The 20,809-nt window shown below is 51.1% G+C and carries 19 protein-coding genes; 11 read left to right on the forward strand and 8 right to left on the reverse strand.

Annotated features, from left to right (window positions below):
• Positions 1-4 precede the first annotated feature (4 nt).
• The 5 genes from AEP_RS03295 to AEP_RS03315 all read left to right on the forward strand — a co-directional run bounded on the left by AEP_RS03295 (position 5) and on the right by AEP_RS03315 (position 5,333).
• The gene (locus AEP_RS03295) at positions 5-724 is read left to right on the forward strand and encodes a DUF4852 domain-containing protein (RefSeq protein WP_087494074.1); all 720 of its coding nucleotides are present in this window, start codon (positions 5-7) and stop codon (positions 722-724) included.
• A 29-nt stretch (positions 725-753) separates the two neighbouring features.
• Positions 754-2,613 carry a pre-toxin TG domain-containing protein gene (locus AEP_RS20825; protein WP_087494075.1) on the forward strand — a complete coding sequence of 620 codons (1,860 nt, stop codon included), beginning with the start codon at positions 754-756 and terminating at the stop codon, positions 2,611-2,613.
• A gap of 494 nt (positions 2,614-3,107) precedes the next feature.
• Positions 3,108-3,683 carry a DUF4230 domain-containing protein gene (locus tag AEP_RS03305; protein WP_232459986.1) on the forward strand — a complete coding sequence of 192 codons (576 nt, stop codon included), beginning with the start codon at positions 3,108-3,110 and terminating at the stop codon, positions 3,681-3,683.
• Between the two features lie 139 nt (positions 3,684-3,822).
• A complete protein-coding gene (locus AEP_RS03310; protein ID WP_087494077.1) occupies positions 3,823-4,269 on the forward strand; it encodes a hypothetical protein in 447 nt (148 codons plus the stop codon).
• Positions 4,266-5,333, forward strand: a complete 1,068-nt coding sequence (locus AEP_RS03315) for a tellurite resistance TerB family protein (RefSeq protein ID WP_198301892.1) — start codon at positions 4,266-4,268, stop codon at positions 5,331-5,333. The genes AEP_RS03310 and AEP_RS03315 overlap by 4 nt, the downstream gene beginning before the upstream one ends.
• Before the next feature lie 170 nt (positions 5,334-5,503).
• Here the strand turns inward: AEP_RS03315 and AEP_RS03320 are convergent, their stop codons facing one another.
• The 7 genes from AEP_RS03320 to AEP_RS03350 form a co-directional block, all read right to left on the reverse strand.
• Positions 5,504-6,277 carry a hypothetical protein gene (locus AEP_RS03320; RefSeq protein WP_087494078.1) on the reverse strand — a complete coding sequence of 258 codons (774 nt, stop codon included), beginning with the start codon at positions 6,275-6,277 and terminating at the stop codon, positions 5,504-5,506.
• Between the two features lie 196 nt (positions 6,278-6,473).
• Positions 6,474-6,728, reverse strand: a complete 255-nt coding sequence (locus AEP_RS21335; protein WP_087494079.1) for an AlpA family phage regulatory protein — start codon at positions 6,726-6,728, stop codon at positions 6,474-6,476.
• A 107-nt stretch (positions 6,729-6,835) separates the two neighbouring features.
• Positions 6,836-7,684 carry a Sir2 family NAD-dependent protein deacetylase gene (locus AEP_RS03330; protein ID WP_087497162.1) on the reverse strand — a complete coding sequence of 283 codons (849 nt, stop codon included), beginning with the start codon at positions 7,682-7,684 and terminating at the stop codon, positions 6,836-6,838.
• A gap of 45 nt (positions 7,685-7,729) precedes the next feature.
• Positions 7,730-8,671 (reverse strand): metallophosphoesterase, encoded by a 942-nt coding sequence (locus tag AEP_RS03335; protein WP_087494080.1) that lies wholly within the window; start codon positions 8,669-8,671, stop codon positions 7,730-7,732.
• A gap of 32 nt (positions 8,672-8,703) precedes the next feature.
• Positions 8,704-10,152, reverse strand: coding sequence for a hypothetical protein (locus tag AEP_RS03340; protein WP_087494081.1), 1,449 nt, complete (start codon positions 10,150-10,152; stop codon positions 8,704-8,706).
• A 102-nt stretch (positions 10,153-10,254) separates the two neighbouring features.
• Positions 10,255-11,295 (reverse strand): helix-turn-helix transcriptional regulator, encoded by a 1,041-nt coding sequence (locus AEP_RS03345; protein WP_232459915.1) that lies wholly within the window; start codon positions 11,293-11,295, stop codon positions 10,255-10,257.
• Between the two features lie 119 nt (positions 11,296-11,414).
• Entirely contained in the window at positions 11,415-13,388 is a 1,974-nt protein-coding gene (locus tag AEP_RS03350) for an AAA family ATPase (RefSeq protein WP_198301893.1), read from the reverse strand.
• A 460-nt stretch (positions 13,389-13,848) separates the two neighbouring features.
• Between AEP_RS03350 and AEP_RS03355 the strand changes: the two genes are divergently transcribed.
• Genes AEP_RS03355 through AEP_RS03370 form a run of 3 tightly spaced genes read left to right on the forward strand, consistent with a single transcriptional unit; the run spans position 13,849 to position 17,427 of the window.
• Positions 13,849-14,433: a hypothetical protein gene (locus tag AEP_RS03355; protein WP_087494084.1), complete on the forward strand. Its 585-nt coding sequence runs from the start codon at positions 13,849-13,851 to the stop codon at positions 14,431-14,433.
• Positions 14,434-14,474: 41 nt separating this feature from the next.
• Complete coding sequence (locus AEP_RS20590; RefSeq protein ID WP_157673031.1) at positions 14,475-16,001, forward strand: hypothetical protein; 1,527 nt, start codon at positions 14,475-14,477, stop codon at positions 15,999-16,001.
• A gap of 37 nt (positions 16,002-16,038) precedes the next feature.
• Positions 16,039-17,427, forward strand: coding sequence for a DUF2130 domain-containing protein (locus AEP_RS03370; RefSeq protein WP_087494087.1), 1,389 nt, complete (start codon positions 16,039-16,041; stop codon positions 17,425-17,427).
• Positions 17,428-17,800: 373 nt separating this feature from the next.
• Here the strand turns inward: AEP_RS03370 and AEP_RS03375 are convergent, their stop codons facing one another.
• On the reverse strand, positions 17,801-18,205 hold the full coding sequence (locus AEP_RS03375) for a hypothetical protein (protein ID WP_087494088.1): 405 nt from the start codon (positions 18,203-18,205) through the stop codon (positions 17,801-17,803).
• Positions 18,206-18,293: 88 nt separating this feature from the next.
• On the opposite strand from AEP_RS03375, the gene AEP_RS03380 reads away from it, so the two are divergent.
• The 3 genes from AEP_RS03380 to AEP_RS03390 all read left to right on the forward strand — a co-directional run bounded on the left by AEP_RS03380 (position 18,294) and on the right by AEP_RS03390 (position 20,759).
• Positions 18,294-19,313: a helix-turn-helix transcriptional regulator gene (locus AEP_RS03380; RefSeq protein ID WP_087494089.1), complete on the forward strand. Its 1,020-nt coding sequence runs from the start codon at positions 18,294-18,296 to the stop codon at positions 19,311-19,313.
• Positions 19,303-20,028: a helix-turn-helix transcriptional regulator gene (locus AEP_RS03385; RefSeq protein ID WP_087494090.1), complete on the forward strand. Its 726-nt coding sequence runs from the start codon at positions 19,303-19,305 to the stop codon at positions 20,026-20,028. The genes AEP_RS03380 and AEP_RS03385 overlap by 11 nt, the downstream gene beginning before the upstream one ends.
• An 83-nt stretch (positions 20,029-20,111) precedes the next feature.
• Positions 20,112-20,759, forward strand: a complete 648-nt coding sequence (locus AEP_RS03390) for a hypothetical protein (protein WP_157673032.1) — start codon at positions 20,112-20,114, stop codon at positions 20,757-20,759.
• The last annotated feature ends 50 nt before the right edge of the window (positions 20,760-20,809 follow it).

The following is a 20,809-nucleotide window of genomic DNA, read 5'->3' on the forward strand; positions in this document are numbered from 1 at the left end:
AACCATGTCGAAATTCATCCAGTTGGCAGTCACTTCCGCGATGGCTTTTTCTCTGATTGCCTGCTCAAAGCAAGAAAATTCGTCTACCTTGAACGATGCAAAGTCACCTGAAGTGTTGAAGCAAGAGGTTCAAGCTCAAAAACTGGCCGAAGCCCCCAAAGCCGACAAGTCCATGCCGCTGGAGCAGTACCAGGAGCTCAGCAGTGGTCAGCAAGTCATGTTCAGCTATTTGGCAAACAGCGAAATGCCGATTGACTATGAGAAAAGCGCGCAAGCAATTTCTGCAGAGTACCGTGGCCAGTCTGACGACTTCAAGAAGCGCGATTTGCTGAATGCCCTCAAGCCTCGGATCGATGCAGAGGTGGCAAAAGCCAAGTCGGCCAAATATTTCTTTGCTAACTTTGACGCAGAACTCGACAAGTACGACTTTGAGAGCAAAGCGTTTCCACTCAAGAACCTTCGGGATAGTGGGACCTACTGGTACTTCTATGACGTCAATGCCTACCGCTACAGCTTCTTGAACGGCGCCGTATTCAACAAGATTCCGGTGGTCGACGAAACCATGGCCCGTACCATTGAAAGCTACCGCGCAAGCTACAAAAAGATGACCGTACGTGTGTACTTCTACGCATCAAGCGCCAAGCTGGGAGAGTCCACCTTGATGGGAGAAATCACGCGCGTTCGCTTGTACGATGGCAAGGGTACGCTTTTGGCTGAAATCTGAAGGCCAAAACGCACCACTTCAAGATTCCAATGGTTCTTGAAGTGGTCGCTTCAAATACTGACCCTTTCATCATGGATTACTGCAGAAGAAACATACTCAAAAGCGCAGCTGTCATCGGATCAGGTCCACTGCTCTCGGCTTGTGAAAGCATTCCGTCACTACCGTCAAGTGGTACGGCTACTCCTTCAACGCCGCCCCAACCTGAAGACACCTATCGGTCCGCATATTTTTCAACTGAACCCAAGTTGGCAAGCAATGTGGCTGCAGAACAAAGGGCTCAGTCTCGAATTGCTAAAGGCATATTCGATGAAATCCAACTCACTGGCTTGATTCCAAAGCCTTTGGCCATGCCCAGTGAGCGTGAGGCCCGAGAGGCAATTGCGTTTTTCCATAAAGTCCGCGACCGCTTCGCAAAGCGCCGAGACATCAACAGCGAAGAAGGAGTGGAAATTGCAAAGCATCTCATTCCTCTATTGCGCGTGTATGCCGACCTTCATGCAAGCAACCCAACTAAAGGCATACAGGCCTTCGCCAAAGGCGGGCCTACAGTAGGTCAAGACGGGACCCTGACACTTCCGCCTGGTTTTCGGGCGAGCACCGTGCAGGACGGCTTTTGCCTAGACCAAGAGTTGCCTGCTCCAACCAAAGGAGAAATTTTTAGGCTCACCCCCTCGGTAGACCTCATTCCTTTTGAGCTGCAGTCGCTATACCGAGCGCTCCAAGTCAAAGCGTACCAGGACTCCGAGTACCGGCCTTACATGCAAGAGTTAATTTGGACGTTGCGATCTGCCGGCAACCCACAAGGTCTGGCAGCGAACCCGAGTAACAGGGCTGTAAGCTGGCTAAACAAGGCTATGCCGAATGGCGCAGATATTGTTGCGCGCTATCACCAGGCCAAGGTACCTCCGCCGCCTACTACAAACGCGTTGGGTAGTCTCTTTAGGCTTGAAAACAATTGGGGTCAACAAGACCCGGAAAAAATACTACAGGGTTTGGTCAGGGGGTTGTCCGGTAAGGCGGAAGGTTCGATGGCCAGCGACGACCGCAACTTTCAAATGTTGACACCCAAAGTTGCAAGTTTTGCAATCGGCGCCGACCATTTGAAGCCCCGTATCGATATCGTAAATACCGGAGAAACGCCATTCACGATCAATTTTGCAGACTGGATTGCAACTCCCAGTCGCAAGGTTCAGAGGGTCGGCCTGTACCCCACCGTTGCACAAAACATCAAGCTTCAGGCCTACCCGATTAGCTACCTCGACGACGATCTGGAACTTTGGAACAAGCTCAGAAATCTAGTCACCAAAGAAGTATTGGAAGGGGTCGTACATTTCGGAACAGGTATCGCGCTGAAAGAGTGGTCCAAAAGCTCATTCTTCGTGAACATGGCCACCAAAGCTACTACCAAAGAGGTCGCTTCTGCGCTTGGCAAAGTCACGCCGGCAATCGGAAATGTGCTTTGCCTGTATGAAGCGGTGACAGGGCAAGACTGGCTGACAGGTGCGGAGCTCAACGCATTTCAACGAGCAGCCGCCGGACTGGGCACAATTCCAGCTGTCGCACCTATCATGGCCACCAAAGGAGCTGCCATCAAAATTGGCGGGATGCTTCTGACTGGCGTTGGGATAGGCGCAAACATGAATGTCTCTGCGGTTGAGTGGGCAGTTGGCCCTGAAATCACAAAGTATTTCAATGAAGTCGCCGCGTATTCCAAGGCATTTTCCAACCCTCTCAGCTTCCCCCTGGATTACCTTCAGGACAAGATTAACGGACAGATCAGCGAGACCTTGACCAAGATAAACGCATCTGAGATGTCCAGTCGCCAACGCTCCTTTCTGCTTAGGTACATGGGAAGCAATGCCGGTTTGACACCAGCATCCATGTACTAGTGGACTGAGGGTGCGTTACTGAGGCATTCGCCGCTCCGTTCCTTCAAGCATTTGGAGCCCTGCTTTTGAAATGAACCTTCATGACTAAATCAAGAATCAAAGGATCTGGAAAACAGTCTCCACGTGTCCATTCGACTCTCACATTACCGCCGGTTAAGTTGGGACACGCCTCTTTAAGCAGTCAGTTTCACAAAGGGGCTGCCGCAAGAGACAAGGAGGCTCAACTAACCAGAGGAGAAGCCTACTCAACCCCAATTGACTGGGCACCACCGAGGGGAAAAACCTAGGTGATATCGACGATGTTTGTATTGAGCTATTCCAAGTAGAGCCTCCATTTGATGACAGACTCTCTATATTGAGCACTCGGTGGAACTTCAGCGGACTATGCCTGCTTGCCCAAAAAACTACGGATCTACTAGATCACTTTTCACTGCCAATTGACTCGATTTTTATTTACCAAAATGCAATCTTCAGTCGCAATAATTCTCTTGACAGTGCTAGCTGCTTTGGCAGGTTGGAATTTAAAGCCTGAGAAAGAGCCAATTCCGCAGGCACCACCCGTGTTGTCAGTTCAAGAAATTGGGAACTTGAACACCCTGCGTGTGAATTATTCGAACGTAATTGAGTTCAGTGAAAAAATCAGCACAGATATCCCATGGACACAGCGAGAACTTCGTTTCGGCAGTACAAATGTGCTTTTGATAGCTCACGGTGAATGTCTAGTTGGAACCGATCTCAAACTCGCGAAGTATGAGCATGTTGCTCCCGAAGAGAAAACTACTACTCTGGTCCTAAAGACCCCTAGTTTGGTTTCAGCTCGGCTCAATCACGACAGCAAAACCGGAGGCTCACATTTCTACACTGTGACAAACAAAGGTCTCGCCGCGTTACTACCAGGCACAGAAGGTCAGACTAGGGCCATGAATCTTGCACTTGAAAAAGCGCAAAAGGATATGGAGGCCAATTGCAATAAGCCCGAATATGTAGCGGCTGCAAAGCGTTCTGCGGAGGCTGTATTACTGCCAACCTTGGGTACAACAGGTTGGAACATAAAGGTGGCATGGAACTAGCGGAGCAAATTTCTGTACGGTCGATACGTCACCCTTGTGCCCTAAATCGTGAAGCCGATTTAAGGCCCACCTATAGAGTGGTCGTGTAGCATCACGAGCATAGGATCTGTTCTCTGTATGTCAAAAGAAGGTAGGAACTGTGAACAAAACTGATACGTCCTCAACCCTCGTTGCAACGACTGAGCTGATCAACTTTGTGAATTCAACTGAGCGTAGCGATGCCCAAATCCTGGGGCGGATTGACTCGCTCAACTTGTCAGCAGACGCTAAGGCACTACTTTCTGACCTTCTCAAATTTGGAGTCGAAGTTGGAAGCACCGTCCTTCGAATTGGCCGAAAAGTTCTGGACTTTGTCCTGTCACTCATTCAGCAATTCCCGAAGCTAGGCTTTGCAGTGATTCTTGCGGCCGTGCTGGCTGCTTTACTCAGCATGGTTCCTCTACTCGGTGGATTGCTGAGCCCCGTGATTACTCCTCTGGCATTGGCCCTCGGCGTGAGCTGGGGCGCTCTCAAAGAATATGAAAGTGGGGACTTTGCGGATCGAGTCAAGGAATTCGCAGCTCGGTTTGCGACAGACGCGGCATGACCACTGCTTCATCTCGGGTGAGCGCTGCTGTAGTGCTCGAAGGCGTAGAACGGGTTGTTGCAGAGCCACTGCGATTCAAAGCCAAACTTGCGATCGGCGAGGAGGCGTATACATCGCTTCGCCTAGTCAACCGAATGCGTGAACTTTGGGATGTCTTGGGTGCAGCTGGCACGGGCGCGGCTGTAGCGAAATCTAGCTTAGTCGCGACCTCTTTTTTTGCTCCATCTGGCCTACTTGGAGCGATTGGTATTGGGACCGCTGCAACGCCTATTGGTTGGGTCGCGTTTGCCGCCCTCGCTTCTGGAGGGGCATGTTATGGCCTCTATCGATTCCTCGGCAATTCGAAAGGCAGTCGGGTCATCGAGATTCCCCGCTTCCTGAACACCCCGCTCGATGCGTTAGGCCTAGCTTTGTTCGATCTGATTGCACCGCTAGCGCTTGGCTTGGCCAAAGTAGACGGACAGATCGATCCTGAGGAGCGGGAGCTCATCACCTTGCACCTCGTCGAGGACTGGGGACTGGATGCCCATTTTGTGAAGCAAGCTCTCCAGGTCATTGAGCCTGGATTGAATGAACTCAACGTGGAAGCGATGGCTCAAGAATTGGCAGAATTCCTCCACGCCAATCCAGACTGCAAGCACCAAGTTATTGCTACGGAGCTTTCCGACTTTCTTCGGGAGATGCTGACATCAGCCAGTGCATTGACCCCAGCGGAAGAGCAGACCTTGGCCAAGGTGTCCCAATTGCTGCATACCGTACCAAACGGAAATCTTGCAAACTGGTGGGCAGAAGCCAAGGCAACAATTGCCCCGGTGGGCTCGCATTTAGCTGAGAGCGCATCTAAGACAGTGGATCGGATTCAAACGGCAATACCTTCAGCACAGGACGTCCGCACCGCTGCTGCAACTGCAGGCAGCTCAATCCAACACGGGTTAAAGAGTGCGGCAGGTGCGGCGCAAGCGGCTCTGCCGAGCAAGGAAGAGCTGAAAAATACCGCTCAATCCGTAGCAACGACCACGGGTGCGGCTGCCTCATGGCTGCGAGAGAAACTAAGACAAAAGTAGTCCTGTGACAAGGTTGAGCCTGAATAAATACTAGGAGACAGACATTTACGAGAACGTTTTCTTGGTGTTTCTTTGAGGAACAAACTCGCCTTTATCGAGGTCACGGAGCCACCAAGCGCACGAAAAAAATCTCTTCGCCTCCTCAGCTCACCCACAGTCGCTGGCGTTATTCACCCCACCAAATCTGATTTGTATGGCGGATCTACGTCAAAGGTTTTGCCGTTCCAGGTTGCAGGCCAGGCATTCACTCGCTTCTCGCACCCCTGGTTCCTAGTTTGCTCCAAAACATCCTCAATAAGATCATCTAAGAACACTCGGGTGCCAACGGGTAGTTCTTTCGGAACGGCGTAAGCAGCCAAGGGAAAGGGCTTGTCAGAGCGAACCCAGAACCAAGACTGAATCAGTTCGAATTTGGCAGAGGAGTCTTTGTCTAACGCGTCCGATGTCGTGACCATCTCACGATAGTCCCCAGTCCAATACAACTTCCCAGTGGAGCGATTGCGATAGAGAATGTATTTGGCCTCGCCAAAATCATTGTCTATGCCGGTGTCGCCAAAAATGAGCTCAAAACCTCTTTCCTCCGCGTCTGCCATTGCCTCCAAGCTGCGCATGGTTTGGATTCGTATAAATTGTTGATCTTCGTCTAGGAACATCCGTTCATAGGAATAATTCGTGCCGGTAGACCCTAGGAAGACAATGTTCTTAGCCTTCGAGGTGGCAAAAACACATAGTTCTCTGTCCAGTTCTACCGCAGCTTGAGCTTGCTCATCAGTCCATTCATCAATGTTTCGAATGGTCTTTTTACACGAGTGACAAAACCTATCAGGTCCACCCGGTGTAAGCAGGCTCAACTGCTCAGACTTGATGGCCAGAGGGCAGCGAACTGTCTTCAAGAACTTTCCATCATCGGCGAACAGCGCCCCGGATTTAGGATCAAAAATCATTACTACCTTTTGCGTTACTTGCTAATAGCCTGAGGCGGGACATAAGCCTTTTGGTCGAGAAAACTCGACGATTGAAATTGACTTCACGAGTGCAATTGTTCGGAACACAGGCGCGTTGGAGATTACTTCATAAATCACGTCGAACGGACTTTAGCGTGGGGGTGACGACCTGACCGGTCGGTATGAGTCCAACCGTTCAAATTGCAGGAGGCACCAGAAAGCTTGATCGTCGGCTGTGTAATTGATTTACTAGCTCTCGCAGTTGCTCATCAGAAAAAGCTGCAACACGCGCCGCATTGATGGTGTGCACTTCACCCAGCGGCCACCCTACTGCCCGCCGACCTATACGGACTGGCCGTGGAAACAAGCCGTCCTTCACCAGTTGGTATATGGAGGTCTGGCTGCGATGACCAGTCTCGTCCAGTACTGCAGTGATTCGAAGTATTTTCACAAGCTTCGCTCCAGTTTCATCGACTACCCGTTGACGTGCGATAGGGGTGGCAACTCTTCAATCCATAAACAACGATAGGGAGGCAGGCGGGTGTAAAGCGGTTTCAGTTAGATCATGGCCTTCATTTGGAGAAGTACTGATGTCGCTCCCCAAGCAAAGCCAACATCTCGACTACTCGGAACACTGGGCTCTCTAGGATTGATCCGAACTAACTTAGCTCCACGCTCTCGAATCTGTTGATGACTGAAGTGCCTAACTGAAGGAATTGCAATGCCGGCACCGATCTCAACAATTGCCACGGAGGCCAACGCGTCGTCAACACTCTGAAGCCAGGCACTCTGGCTGACTCTTTGTCCGTCACTGCGCTGTGAATTCCAGCTCCAATCCCCAAACATCAGGATATTCGGCCGAGCGATCGCTCCGCAATGCGGACAGCGCGGGATCTCACTCACGATCCGACAGGCGTTTGTATCGATCTCAGGAAAGAACGCATCAGCGCTCCACACTCCACCTTTGCAATCCTCTATGCATTGCAAATGATGGATAGAACCATGGACCTCATGGATCTGGTCCATGGAGAATCCTGCCTTCTGGAACTGGCCATCTACGTTGCTCGTAAAAATCCAGGCCCCTAAGGGTTTGGAGTCGGCCCACTCTTTCAAAAGAGCGAATCCCTCATGAGGAGCAGTCTCCCGGTACAAATTTAGCCGGTGGCCATAGAAGCCCCAAGCCAGCTCAGGGTCTGTCAGAAAGTTTCGTGGGTTAGCGACCTCTACAAATGACATCTGAGCATGGGCCAGCGCTGGGTAGGCCTTCCAAAACCCTTCATTTCCCCGGAAATCCGGCAATCCTGAATCCACACCCATTCCAGCACCTGCCCCGATGATCAGTGCGTCTGCACCTGCAATGATGTCCGCGGCTCTAGCCAGATCTTTGATCGAGAGTTCTTTGTTCATCGACATGCTCTGCCACCTCGACTCGTCGGTTGAATGGATTGCGGATCAGGGATGGCTCAACACGTACCCATCCGGTGTCAACTCAGTTTCACCATTCCATCGATAACCGACAAGTGGCCCGCTCTTGGCCGCGGAGTAATCTAAGCAGGCAACCTTTTGTGTTTGCAGTGCAGGAGTGCCCGTCATCCAGTAGTGCCCAACAAAGATAGGGCTCCCAGTGATGTGCTCAGGCTGGAAATCCGGCGTCAGCGGAATATCTGGCACTCGGTGACGCTGGTCCTCCTGGACGATGGCTACTTCACGGTAATGCTTAGCGTCTGTCATCCACCATTTAGTGCGAACTTCCTTGCGACGCACTCCCGCATGGTCTTCAAAGTAGTGGGGATCCGGAAGTGGAATCTCTAGCCCTTTGGTCAATCCTTCCATAGCACGTCCTTCAGGCAATGACTTGTCAAATGCTCGATGCAGCCAGGCGCCCTCAAACTTCGCATTGCTCAGTCGTTCAGCACTGATGAGATCTACATAGGCTTGATTCCACCAAGCGTGAACCACCCGAATTCCGCCTAAATCCAGAAATGGTGGGAGCGTTCGAAACCAATTCACGGTGTCTTGGTGCAGATCAGAGCCTTCACCGATCTGAGCTAGGAACTCCTTGTGCTGGTCCATATTGGTTTTGGAGTGTTTCCGCAGGAAAGTGTCTGCGCCCTCCTTCACAGGAGTCACATAGCCAATAGCGTTGAACTCGTGGTTACCCATGATGCACAGAGCATTACCGTCGTCCACCATGCTGCGGACTGCGCTCAAAACCTCCCGTTGTCCAGGGCCACGGTCAATCAGGTCGCCGAGGAAGACGGCTTTACGTCCTTGAGGTGGACTCCACGTCTTGCCCCGTGGGGTGTATCCCATCCGCTTGAGTAGCGCGAAGAGCTTCTCTGATTGTCCGTGGATGTCACCGATAACGTCGAAGCCCATACTGTTTGTATTCATTTCACTCCCTCAATCGCTTGTTCTTTGTCTATTCAGTAGCCTGTTTTGCGCTCTGACCACTTTAGAGTGGCATAGCCAGCTCCATACATTTCCCCATGGATCGGCGTCCAAAGCTCTCGAATGGAAGGCTTCAATGCCTTTTGGATAAATGAGGTCGAGACTCCCCTGCTCTGCCAGAACTCAGCCATCTTGTAGTCAGTTGCTGTCCAACCTCTTGAAACCGGTCCGTATCGCGTGCCTGACCGGTGGAATCCGACTTCCACCTCTGGGCCAAGGTAGCGATCCACTCCTCCGGCAAGCAATAGGGTGCATGCGCTATAGCAACCTTCCATGGATACGGTATCCATCTTCCGGTCCACGATCATTTGAGCCATGCGCAGGCCCTCAATGACGATGCCACCCGGACTCTCGATTTCTATCAAGGTGAGCTTGGGATTGCGGTCTAGCACGTACTGCAAGGCGTCTGCACTCCCTAGCGTGAACTCCCCGCGTACAACGACCCTTCCCAAATGAGGGTCCGCATAGACCTCCGCAGGCTTCAAAGTACCGGTGACCATGCCCCACCAGTTTTCCATGACCGATTGATCCCAGAAATTGGTAAACGTGATGGGGGCCAAACCGATAGTGAGGGCGTAAAACGTTCCACCCCACAGCAGTCCCCCAGGCTTCTTGAAACTTGCACGCGCGCTGCGGGTGAGCGCAATAGCAATCCCAATCGCAGCAATAAGCGCAATGGGCATCATGGCCGCCAATGACCAGAGCACCCGGACATAGGAGCGAGTCCAGTCCAACGACTCTGGGAGTAAGACGGCTTCTATCCGTCCGGGCACGATGGCCACCAGGAGACAAAAGCCAAAGGTCAAAAACAGGTTTCTCTCGCCTCTGAAAAACGAGGTCAGATAGACCCAAGCCCGCGAGAAGTTCTCTTTGCTCCAATCACCCCACGATGTTCTTACATGAAGTGCTTCTGGATGGAAAACCTTCCTGGGGGCATTCGGGTCCTGCTCCTGACGCCAACGCTCTCCAGACTCCATAGGCATGGTGGACGCGTCGAGGTGGCTGGGTGCGAGCGCAGCAGGAATAGGTCCCACATGGAGCTGTTTGGCACCGTCATCCCTTTGTGCATTGCTAAGGTCAAGCTTCTTGTTTCCGCGCTTCTTGGCAGCAACCTGGCTGACGTTTCTATCAAACCAGTCTAAGAATTTGAGTACGTCGGTATGTTCGGAATAAGCCTTACTCTTGGCCAACTCCATGCGCATGGTGCGTTCGGAGAGGTAGAGCGTTTTGACATCCTTGGCGAAGAGGGATGTGCGCTGATAACTTGCCTTCAGGACGTCATCCTTAGGTAGGCGAGCGTAGAAAGAGCGCAGATCCCGTGTGCTGATCCATACGTCGTGAGCCTCGTCCTCCACGATTTCAAATGTCCAATGCCTATGCTTGATGGGCCAGACGTGGAAGTCGTCCAGATTCTTGAGAGTCATCAAACCATTAGATGGCCCCCTCATACCGAACTCCAAGTGCTCAGTCTGTCCTTACTCATTTGCTTCGCAATGAGACAGCAAGGCAAAAAATCTTTCATGAATTCACCCCCGCACGGCATCCGCCAGTTCCCTAGGAGCCACGACCTTGATAGAACGGCCTTGGCTGCGGATCCACCAAACCAGCAGCATCGAGTCCGCTAGCGTTGCTATCAAATCGTGTCCCCCTTCCTCGCCAGAAGAAGGATTCAATTGCTGATCCGTCGATAGTGGAGTTTCCGAGAGCAGCATTGCCTGATAGTCATTGACCCATAGGTGGACCCTCAGTTGAACTCCCTGCCCGTACGAAAATCTACCGTTGTCGTCATAGGCCTTGAGGTCGAAGTCATTGGGACGGGTAAAGTGCAAATTGGTGCAGGTTGCACTCTGAAGGCGATGCAGGGCCAGACTGCGAGTGTCCGAGTAGCCGTCGAAACGGCAAGCCAGAAAAAGTCGCACACCTTGATGTGCCAACCCTAGCGGCATGACCTTGGCCTGGGTTCGTTTGCCGCCCACATTGGAATAAGACACCTCTAGCCAGCAATTGTTGTAGAGCGCTTGACTCACATTTTCAAAAACACCGGCTGCGACTTTAGGTGGCAGCATCGGCAAAGTAGGGCTCACTGAACGTACTTTTCCTAGCCATTCCCGTGCCCGAGTCACCGGAGCATCGATGGCAACTGGGGACAGGTTTCGTCGTGCTTGCTCGAAAAAACCTTTGAAAGACTTCATGAGAGAGGCTGGGAGCTGGTGGCGGAGTTGCTCTTCCGCCAAGCACAGAAGCAAGGATTCTTGCTCTGTCAAACCTGGGAGAGACAACCCCACTGCAGACTCTTTCCATCGATAACCATATGGGCGGGAAGAGTCGTCGCACTCGATGTCAAAGTGCTTGCACAGAGACTCCAATTGACGCTGAACCGTCCTGAGATCACGCGCATATCCAGCTTCAATCAATTGGGCATGAAGTTCGGGCGCAGACACTTTCCGCTGCCTGGGGATGCGTTTCAGCAGCTCCAAACTGATGTGAACTGTTTCCAGGTTATCCGGTTTTCTTGGCATAAAAACTCGAAGCGCATGACATGTGACAGGTTCATTATGACGGACCATAAATCCATCATTCAACCCAGTATTGCGCGCTGGACTCGGTCACGGTTCAAGACGCAATCCCCCGTTGCACTGACCCTGTGTCGACCAACTGAGTCTGACTATTCAAGAAGAAACTGTTGTCAATGGACAAAGCCCATTGGACGCACAGCATGCTGCTTAAGTCGGACTTCCACCTCTAATGCAGTGACGAAGTCAAGCGGACTGGACAGGGGTTTAAACCGATGCCGACGGGCAACCGCTGCAAAGTCACCTAGGGCAAGTTGACTGAGTTTGCTGAGTTCTGACTTGCAGGTATCCGTAGGTTCTCCCAAAGAAAGATTTGTACAGTGACGACCCAACAGGCAGAACGCCTGTTGGGTCGTCAGGTAGTCAAACTTCACTTTAAGATCAAAGCGCCGCAATGCCGCCTGATCAAGACCTTCCATGAGATTGGTTGACGCGATAAAGACACCCTCGTAGGACTCCATTTGGGTCAGCATTTCATTGACCAGGGAGACCTCCCAACTACGCGATGCATCACGTCGATCCATCAAAAAGCTATCGACTTCATCGATCATGAGAACCGCTCCGTCTGTTGCAGCCTGCTCGAATGCATCGGCGATGTTTCGTTCACTCCCACCCACCCACTTCGACATCAGATCGGACGCACGTTTTATGAGCAATGGAGCATCCAATTGACGCGCTACCCATTGACCAAACGCTGTCTTCCCCGTGCCAGGCGGTCCGTAAAAACAAAGTCGCGCAGATGCTCCGGACATACCAGCAGTCAATTGCGTCAGGTCGACATCGGTTTGAATGAGACCGGGGTCATAGACTTCGTCGGGCAATGACGACGACCGTTTTATCTTCGGATGTCCTTGCGCCGCAAGTGTGTTGTTAAGGAGAAGCTCTATGGCTTTAGGTATCTCTGCTACAGCTACGGCATCTTGGATCGATCGCACCACCGATGCGGCTCTCGCCACTACGGCTGGTGCCAGATCTGCAGAGTCAGCAATGCATTCCAACGCGGGGGGACTCATCAAGTCTGAACATGCACTTTGGATGATCTGAAGTCTTTTCTTTCGCGGTGGAATCGGCAACGCGATCACCATGTCAAAACGACGGATGAATGCCGGATCCAAACCGCTCACTGAGTTGGACACCCAAAAAGTGGGAAGCATGTTGTCTTCTAAGGTCCGGTTCATCCACGCTTTGCGTGACTGCGTAGTGCTTCGTTTCCGCAAGCCCTGATCCTGGTCTTCGAAGACGTCTTCCACCTCATCAAAGAGAATCAGTGCTCTCCGGTTCACCAATAGGCTCTGAGCCACACGGTACGCGCGTAAACGCGTGGTTCCACTAACCGGATCACCGTCGCTATCTTGACTCGCGACTTCAAAGAGCTCAGCGTTGACCTCTTTAGACAGCAATCTGGCCAATTGGCTTTTCCCTGTGCCGGGCTCCCCGTAGACAAGCACGTTGACTCCTCGCTTCTCTGCGCTCAGAGAATGATTCAAATAGGAATGAAGCAAAGAGTAGGCTTGCTGCACATGGTCGTAGTCTGTGGCTTGCAGATGCCCAGAACCCAATGGCGTTACGGTTTCGCGGATCAGATCTGCTGGCTCAGCGACGGAAAACAACATGTTGTCTGCGAAGTCCTTAGAAATCAGATTGATCTTGGAACAGAAGGTTTCCGTGCCCTTTCGTTCCACCGCCAAGAGTCCTGATTTCGTCAAAACGCTCTGTGCTGACAAAGACTGGCGAACCTCATCCATCGGTAATCGCAAAACAGAGGACAGAAGCTTGTTCACTTGCAAGGTCGTGAGCCCACCTAAACCATCTGCAATTGCCAACAATCGCGGATCGCTGAAGACTAGAGTGACAAACTCCAGGATCCTGCAGTCGGTCTGATTCAAGCCGATCAAACGAGCCAGTTGCTCCACGTTTGTAGCCAACTCGGCCGGCACTCCTGCGCCTGCAAACGACTCTTCGGCGTTCTGATAGAGCTTTTTGATTGCGCTCCTCACCGTAGACACATTCTTGGTGCAAAGCAGTTTCTCGGTAAGTCCACAGGCATCTAAGAGCACCGATGCTTCCTCATCGAGGTAAGCAGCCATGCGGGCGCATTTCTCCGTTCCACCTACTGGCACCACCATCCTCAAGATCCATAAGCGGACTATAGGAAGAACTTCGAACGAGATTTCCGATGATGCTTCTTGTGCTGCTACTTCCATATAACGACCTCCAAATAATGGAAGTTCATTGTCCGGATATAGGCGACATTTTGTGTCGCACTAAGTGTGCCTCGCGCTGATCCAGTTGACTGGCGATGTTGAATGTCACCTGCATAAAGGCTCGACCTCCATATACGACACATATTGTCGCGACGGCTTCGCAAAATCGTGACTTCTGGCTTGACTCGCTGTTTCATCGAGTCGGTCATCACCCATCAAAATTTCATACAAGCGAACCATGAACCTTCCTCCTGACAGTCAGACACACATCCAAGTCATTTGGCAGTCTTTATCTCCAGTCAGCTGTCCGACTCTGGAGAGCCTTCAGGTTCCTGGAATCGGAATGAGTGCTGTCCGCGTAGAACGAAACACTACGGACTCTGAGAACCAGGCCGCCCTGAGACAGGAATGGCCACACTTAGTTGTCGCCTTCGTAGATCCGGACACCCCTGATGCGGCAACTCAAGCTCACCAGATGTACCCGGACGCTGTAACCATCACTTTGTCCGCACCAAAAGAGCCAAAGAAAAGCTTTGCAGCGGTTCGCGATATCGCAGAAGTTCTCAACGGCTCATCACTCATTGGGATCGATCTGGAAGACATCGCTTCGATTTTTCGTTCACAGATCGACGAAGAAAACACCCATGCCATGGTCGTCGTCGAGGCACCCAAAGGAAACTTGGAGAGCTCGCTCATTGCTTGCCTACATTCAGTTCAGACTGATCCATCTACCGCTCAAGGACTCCTGGTATTGATCGCGGCGCCTACCGGGACATTGATGACTCAGGAACTCCGTCAATTGAATAAGGCGATACAGACGAGGTTCACACATTTGCGCAGGTTTCTCTATGCGGTTTACGAGACACAGGAACTGTCTAACTTTTTGCGAATGTCACTGTGGACATGTTCTGACTCACAGAAATCTTAGGCCACAATAGACCGCATAAATAAAAGGGAGGACTGCTTCACATGGCAGCAAAAGGACTATTGATGAGGGTAGGTATCGATGCCACCTTCGGGCATTTCAACGCGCCCATTCATCCAAATACGCTCGATTACCTGTACCTACCCATTCCAGAGTCGAAACATAGTTTTCACACTGGCATGGAGACGACCTACCAGGGCATTCGACCCTTCTTTGATTCCTGGACACAGCGCAATCAAAGTGATCTGGTCTTCCCTGAGCATCTACTAGGACTTAACTGCCACTTAGATCCAGACTTTGAGAGCCTTACCTACGGTGATCAAGGCATCGGTCGCGGTAATCGCGTGGTTCAACTCGAGAAGGGCGACTTCATCGCTTTTTTTGCAAGCTTTCGAAGCATACCCACACCCTCTGCCAAGCCGCACCTCGTCTATGCACTCTTTGGCATCCTTTTTGTCGACAAGGTGTGCAAGGTCAGTGAATTGACCGAAGCGCAGTGGAACATCAACGCACATTCCAGACGCCTGACTGGCAATCTCGACGACCTGGTGGTGTTCGGATGCCCTGAACGTTCCGGACGCTTTGAAAAAGCAATACCAATCGGCGATTACAGGAGTGGCGCCTATCGCGTCACCCATAAGCTCTTGGAAGCTTGGGGTGGTCTCAGTGTGAATGACGGCTTTATTCAACGAAGTGCCGTTCCTCCGTGGTTCAGTAATCCAGTGAATTTTCTTTCTTGGTTAGACGGCGAATCTCCCCGACTCCTTCACAACAACTTTGGTCACAGCGAGGCAACAACACCTATGAAAACACTCTCATCTCTCTCTGCCGGAAATCGTCTATTCACCTACAAGGTCATGTATGACTCAGGCAGCGCTCCCAATCCAGATCACTCTGTATGCACTCTTGCTTTATGCAAACCTGCAATTCGGCGTGTAGCGAACGTGGGTGATCTCGTAGTAGGGTTTGCGCCGGGAGATAGTGGTCGCTTGGTGTATTGCATGCGAGTCACCCATGTGTTGACATGGGCTGAATACATCGAAGTTTGCAACGGCCGAAGCGCCCACTCCTCTATTGAAGCTTCAACTGCCAAGCAACTGACTAAGAAAGTACCCAAGAACGCGGCGGACTCTGGGGACTGTATTTGGACAAAAGCTAGTCAATATGAGCGTGCTTTGCCTTCGTTCTCCGGTCATATTGAGGCCGGCGATTTTGAACATGATGTGCTGCATGGATGCAATGTCTTGCTGAGCACTGAGTTTTGGTACTTCGGCAATGGTGAAAAAACGAATATCCAGTTGAGCGATGGAGTTCTTCACAACCTGATTCCAGGTCGTGGCCACAAGTCGAATGCCAATAGCGCAGTAGTGGATGGCACCAACCGACTGGACCACCTCTTTATTCAGTTCTTCAATCAGCAACTCGAAAAGCACAACCTACGTGAGTACGGGGTGTATGGCACACCAGCGATTACACCGAACCCGCTGAACGACGAAGAGATTGGGAAGTGCAGGCGACTTCAACGTGATGATGATTTGCACGACGACGAAGACCCACCCACACGTTGCTAACGAGCCCCCATCTCACCTATTCCGAAGCTGAACAACGATGCATGACATTCACTGCCCACACTGTGGCAAAGCTTTCAAGATTGATGAATCTGGCTATGCCGACATCCTCAAACAAGTCCGTGACGCTGATTTTGAACACCAGTTGCACGAACGTATGGATTTGGCCGAGCGAGATAAACAAAACGCGATAGCGCTGACCAAAGCCAGTGTTGCCAGTGAGATGCAACAGGTAGCCGCAAAAAAAGACTCAGAGATCCAAGAGCTAAAGGCAAAACTCAACGCGGAAAATGTTGAGCGCAAACTGGCAGTGAATGAAGCAATCAATGCAATCCAAAAAGAGCGTGATGACCTAGCCAATGCTTTGGCGCAAGCCAAACGCGAACAGCAATCTGCTAGCGAACTGGCCCAAGCCAAGCTCCTCGCAGAGTTCCAACGCGCCGCGGCAACCAAGGATGCGGAAATTCAAGAGCTCAAGGCCAAGTTAGAAACGATCTCCCTTTCCCAGCAAATCGCCATCAAAGACGCTGTGGGCTCCATTGCAAAAGAGCGTGATGAACTGAAAAGTGTGGTCGACCGTTCAGTGCTTGAGAAGCAACTGGCAGAGCAGTCGCTCAAAGATAAGTACGAAACACAACTTAAAGACCGCGATGAGGCTATTGAGCGTCTTCGGGATATGAAGGCACGTCTCTCTACCAAGATGGTGGGGGAGACACTGGAGCAGCATTGCGAAACAGAGTTCAATCGCATCCGGTCTACCGCCTTTCCCAGGGCCTATTTCGAGAAAGATAACGACGCTAGCTCAGGGAGCAAGGGAGACTTCGTCTTCAGGGATAAAGACGAAACCGAGACAGAAATCGTTTCCATCATGTTCGAAATGAAGAATGAGAACGAAACGACAGCCACGAAAAAGAAGAACGAAGACTTCTTCAAGGAATTGGATAAAGATCGGACAGAAAAAGGATGTGAATACGCCATCTTGGTGTCGCTACTGGAGCCAGAGAGCGAGCTGTACAACACGGGCATCGTCGACGTTTCTTACCGCTACCCCAAGATGTACGTTATCCGCCCCCAGTTCTTCATTCCCATCATCACATTGCTGCGTAATGCCGCAATGAACTCTCTCAAGTACAAAAACGAATTAGCCCTGGTCAAGGCTCAAACAATTGACGTTACGAACTTCGAAAACGAACTCGAAACGTTCAAAAATGCCTTTGCCAAGAACTACGACTTAGCCTCCCGGAAGTTTCAAACTGCGATTGATGAGATCGATAAGTCGATTGACCACCTGCAGAAAACCAAGGAAGCACTGATCGGTACCGATAGAAACTTGCGCCTGGCCAACGACAAGGCGCAGGACGTAACGATCAAAAAGTTGACCAAAGGCAACCCCACCATGGCTGCCAAGTTCTCTGAACTCAAGCCATAGCGCTAGCCAAGTGAGAAAGCAACCCGAATAGGGCTGAATTCAGCTCTGGCCGGTTGCTTCTCCAAGCAGCTTTCAGTCTACCCGTTAGCACCATCGCCACACCCATTGCACGCCACTACGGAAAGAGGTCCTGAGTGGAGATAGTGCAGTCACACAGCACCTCAGCGCAGTATCAACTAGCGTGGCCTTTTCTTTTCGTTCACACAGATAGTGAGCATGGGATTGAGATGACTTCACCGGCAAACCGAGAAGAGCATGGCCGTTTTTGCTTGACCACATGAATTGAGTTTCAGTCATGGTGACTCCGTAGTACTTTTCTTTGAATGAGGCGTCGCAACGCATTGATTAAGAGCAGAACCGACATCGCGCAAACTCAGGAAAGATGCTCTGGTGCTTTCTCAAACAGAGTCGAGCGACCGCCCTGCTCTGCTCGACGACCTGATGGACGTAGGTCACGCCTCACTGGCCGGAAGCGATGCCCCGCCGTCACCAAAACGCCGCTGGAATCGACAATGGCATAGAGGTTTTTGACGGCTGAAGCTTTCGCGGCAATTTTCTTGGGCTCGAATTTCGCCAGCTTCTCGAACGCCTTGCCATCAAAGGTCACGATCTGGCATCCCTTGTGATCCGGCTCATGGTGGCCATACGCCAAAAGACAATCCAAGACCTCCCGGTCTACCCCCCTCTGTTGCACGCGGATAAGTGCGTGCTGTGAGAGGCAGATCCCTCCGCGTTCTGTCCAAATCACCTGCGATGAAGAAATTCCCTGATGGCCCATGAAACACTCCCTTTCGGTTGTCGATTGGGCTATTCTTCAGTGCAAGTAGCTCAAGAGATGAGCTACATAAATTGATTTCTCACCAGGTATGGATCGCACTGAACGCTTCTACAAGATTGACAACCTTCTCCAAGCGAACGCCGTGGTTCCCATTGGCAGGTTCTTAGAGGAGCTTGAAGTGTCTCTGGCTACCTTCAAGCGAGACATTGAATACATGCGCAGCAGGCTCAACGCGCCGATTCAATGGAGCAAACTGGATGGAGGCTACAGCTACAGTCGCTCGAGCAAAACCGAACAACAGTCTCTACCAGGTCTGTGGTTTAACTCTGGGGAAGCCTATGCCCTTCTCATGATGCAGGCGCTCCTCTCAGAAATGCAACCAGGGCTCTTAGGACCCCATGTCGAACCACTCAAAGCACGATTGCGCGCAGTTATCGAGACTGGGAACCATCCCGCTAAAGACGTCGAAAACCGCGTCAAGCTTCTGAATGTGGCAGCGCGCTCTGTGCCAGACCAACACTTTGAAACAGTCGCAGCAGCCTTACTCGGTCAAAAGCGGCTTCGTATCCATTACTACGTGCGTATCCGGGATGAGGTCAGCGAACGCGAGATCTCACCGCAATTACTTATTCATCACCGAGGTAACTGGTACATCGCGGCCTGGTGCCATAAACAAAACGCCATGCGTTCCTTCAGCATGGACGCCATCCAACAGGCTCAACTCGTTGACCAAACTGTAAAAACACTGCCTCAAAAAGACCTAGATAACTTCATTGGCAAAGGCTATGGGATATTTTCTGGTGAGAACGTCAAATGGGCAAAACTGAAGTTTTCTCCGGAGCGGGCACGCTGGGTGTCTCGTGAACTCTGGCACCCTCTGCAGAAAACCGCTCATCAAGGCGATGCCTCTTTGATTCTGGAAGTACCATTTACTGACAGCCGAGAACTGATCATGGATATCCTGCGCCATGGACGACATGTAGAAGTTGTCGAGCCGCCGGAGTTGCGCTGGGAGATCACTACTGAACTCGCAAATACGCTCTCCAGATACACAGGCAATGACCCATCACAGGCTGGAACTTCGAGGACCTTGAAAAATGGTGACTAGCAAAATACTGCGTCTCAAAGACTTGATCGCATATATCGGCCTGTCGCGCAGTGTGATCTATGACCGGATGAATGAGGGCTCAGAGCGATTTGATCCGACTTTTCCAAAGTCTTTTCCTTTGGGCGGCAAAGCAATTGGATGGTCTCAGGCAGAAGTGGATGCTTGGCTAGAGCGTTGCGCTGATCCAAATAAGTCTCGCGAATTTGTCTCGTCCGCAGGGCCAAAAGTAGTGACAACTCCAAAGTCAGTTACAGCTCAATCCCCTCGGATTTCCTCACGAACTTCGGAGCCTCAAGAGCAACACAAAACTTTAGGCCAGATGATCGTAGAGGGGACCCAGATCAACGACATCATAGAGAGATATCTCTCTATGGCGACTTGGACCCCAGCCATGGGAGCACTTCTAGTAAGCGGTGTTGCACCTGAAGGACGTTGCACAGAAATTCCAGCAACGGCGCGAGGCCTCGACAACACCATCTTAGATAAGCTTAATCCAAGGCTCCAGGCAGCACAGAAACTGCTCGACCTGTATATGGATGAAGATAACGATAAAGCACAACTAAATTCGGAAGTCACGCCGCTAACCTTCTATGTTTGGTGTGTTGAGTCCAGCATTGATACAGTTTGGCTACGTTGCTTTGACAATTTGGCGAGAATCACAAAGCATGACGACGCTCTCAGCTCGGCGGCTCTAGCAAACGTAATGAGAAGGTAGGTCGAGCTTATTATTCAATACATATAAAAATTCAATGATCAGATCGCTACCGAGGACAAAAAACCCTTTTCAACATAGGTCAAATGAATACACCATCACCGACATTGAATGATTTAGGTAGCAAGATTTTTAGAAATTTATTTTCTTGTTTTGAGGAACAGAATCCCAATAAATCCCTAGAGAACTTCCGTGACGAGATTTGGCATGGACTAGTTGGAAAGCAAGGGGTGTCTGGCTACGACGTATATGAAGAGCTGTTTAGGACACAAGTCAACAACGCAGCCGCGCCCATCATCATCTCTGTTGCCTACTGTGCAGAGGCACGTCAACACCAAAGTGCAAGTAGATTGGATCATGCTTGGGCAGCGATGGCCGAAGCAAATTACTGGTGTGGTGTTGCAATGGCAGGAGTAGGCATTAAATCCGCCAGTGAAAAAACAATAATCGCGACAAAGAAAAACACCGCAGCCAAAGGAGGTGAAACTCGCAGAGAGAGTTACGAGCCCATCGTCGAGGAGGCACGACGCTTAGCTCGTGAAATGCGTCCATCGAGAGCAGGCTGGAAGTCTCGAAGTCAAGCAGGTAGAGAGATAAGGCAGGCAGTGGAAAGTTTTGCCGTGAAGAAAGGTATCAGACTCTCGGAAAATCAAGCGTTAAAAACGATTGACGGGTGGTTGCGAGAGATGCCAGATGCAGGCGAACTCTTTCCCCAAAAACAGGTTTCAAACTAAAAAATGCTTCTCTAGCGCCATAGCGCTTAAATTCTGTTCCCTGTTTGCTG

This window comes from Curvibacter sp. AEP1-3, assembly GCF_002163715.1.
Lineage (GTDB): Bacteria > Pseudomonadota > Gammaproteobacteria > Burkholderiales > Burkholderiaceae_C > Allorhodoferax.

Bases quoted from the DNA above. Each gene is read 5' to 3' on its own strand.
- AEP_RS03295 (WP_087494074.1), top strand. From the start codon at position 5: ATGTCGAAATTCATCCAGTTGGCAGTCACTTCCGCGATGGCTTTTTCT.
- AEP_RS20825 (WP_087494075.1), top strand. From the start codon at position 754: ATGGTTCTTGAAGTGGTCGCTTCAAATACTGACCCTTTCATCATGGAT.
- AEP_RS03315 (WP_198301892.1), top strand. From the start codon at position 4,266: ATGACCACTGCTTCATCTCGGGTGAGCGCTGCTGTAGTGCTCGAAGGC.
- AEP_RS03320 (WP_087494078.1), bottom strand. From the start codon at position 6,277: ATGATTTTTGATCCTAAATCCGGGGCGCTGTTCGCCGATGATGGAAAG.
- AEP_RS03330 (WP_087497162.1), bottom strand. From the start codon at position 7,684: ATGAACAAAGAACTCTCGATCAAAGATCTGGCTAGAGCCGCGGACATC.
- AEP_RS03335 (WP_087494080.1), bottom strand. From the start codon at position 8,671: ATGAATACAAACAGTATGGGCTTCGACGTTATCGGTGACATCCACGGA.
- AEP_RS03340 (WP_087494081.1), bottom strand. From the start codon at position 10,152: ATGACTCTCAAGAATCTGGACGACTTCCACGTCTGGCCCATCAAGCAT.
- AEP_RS03345 (WP_232459915.1), bottom strand. From the start codon at position 11,295: ATGGTCCGTCATAATGAACCTGTCACATGTCATGCGCTTCGAGTTTTT.
- AEP_RS03350 (WP_198301893.1), bottom strand. From the start codon at position 13,388: ATGGCTGCTTACCTCGATGAGGAAGCATCGGTGCTCTTAGATGCCTGT.
- AEP_RS03355 (WP_087494084.1), top strand. From the start codon at position 13,849: ATGAGTGCTGTCCGCGTAGAACGAAACACTACGGACTCTGAGAACCAG.
- AEP_RS20590 (WP_157673031.1), top strand. From the start codon at position 14,475: ATGGCAGCAAAAGGACTATTGATGAGGGTAGGTATCGATGCCACCTTC.
- AEP_RS03370 (WP_087494087.1), top strand. From the start codon at position 16,039: ATGCATGACATTCACTGCCCACACTGTGGCAAAGCTTTCAAGATTGAT.
- AEP_RS03375 (WP_087494088.1), bottom strand. From the start codon at position 18,205: ATGGGCCATCAGGGAATTTCTTCATCGCAGGTGATTTGGACAGAACGC.
- AEP_RS03380 (WP_087494089.1), top strand. From the start codon at position 18,294: ATGGATCGCACTGAACGCTTCTACAAGATTGACAACCTTCTCCAAGCG.
- AEP_RS03385 (WP_087494090.1), top strand. From the start codon at position 19,303: ATGGTGACTAGCAAAATACTGCGTCTCAAAGACTTGATCGCATATATC.
- AEP_RS03390 (WP_157673032.1), top strand. From the start codon at position 20,112: ATGAATACACCATCACCGACATTGAATGATTTAGGTAGCAAGATTTTT.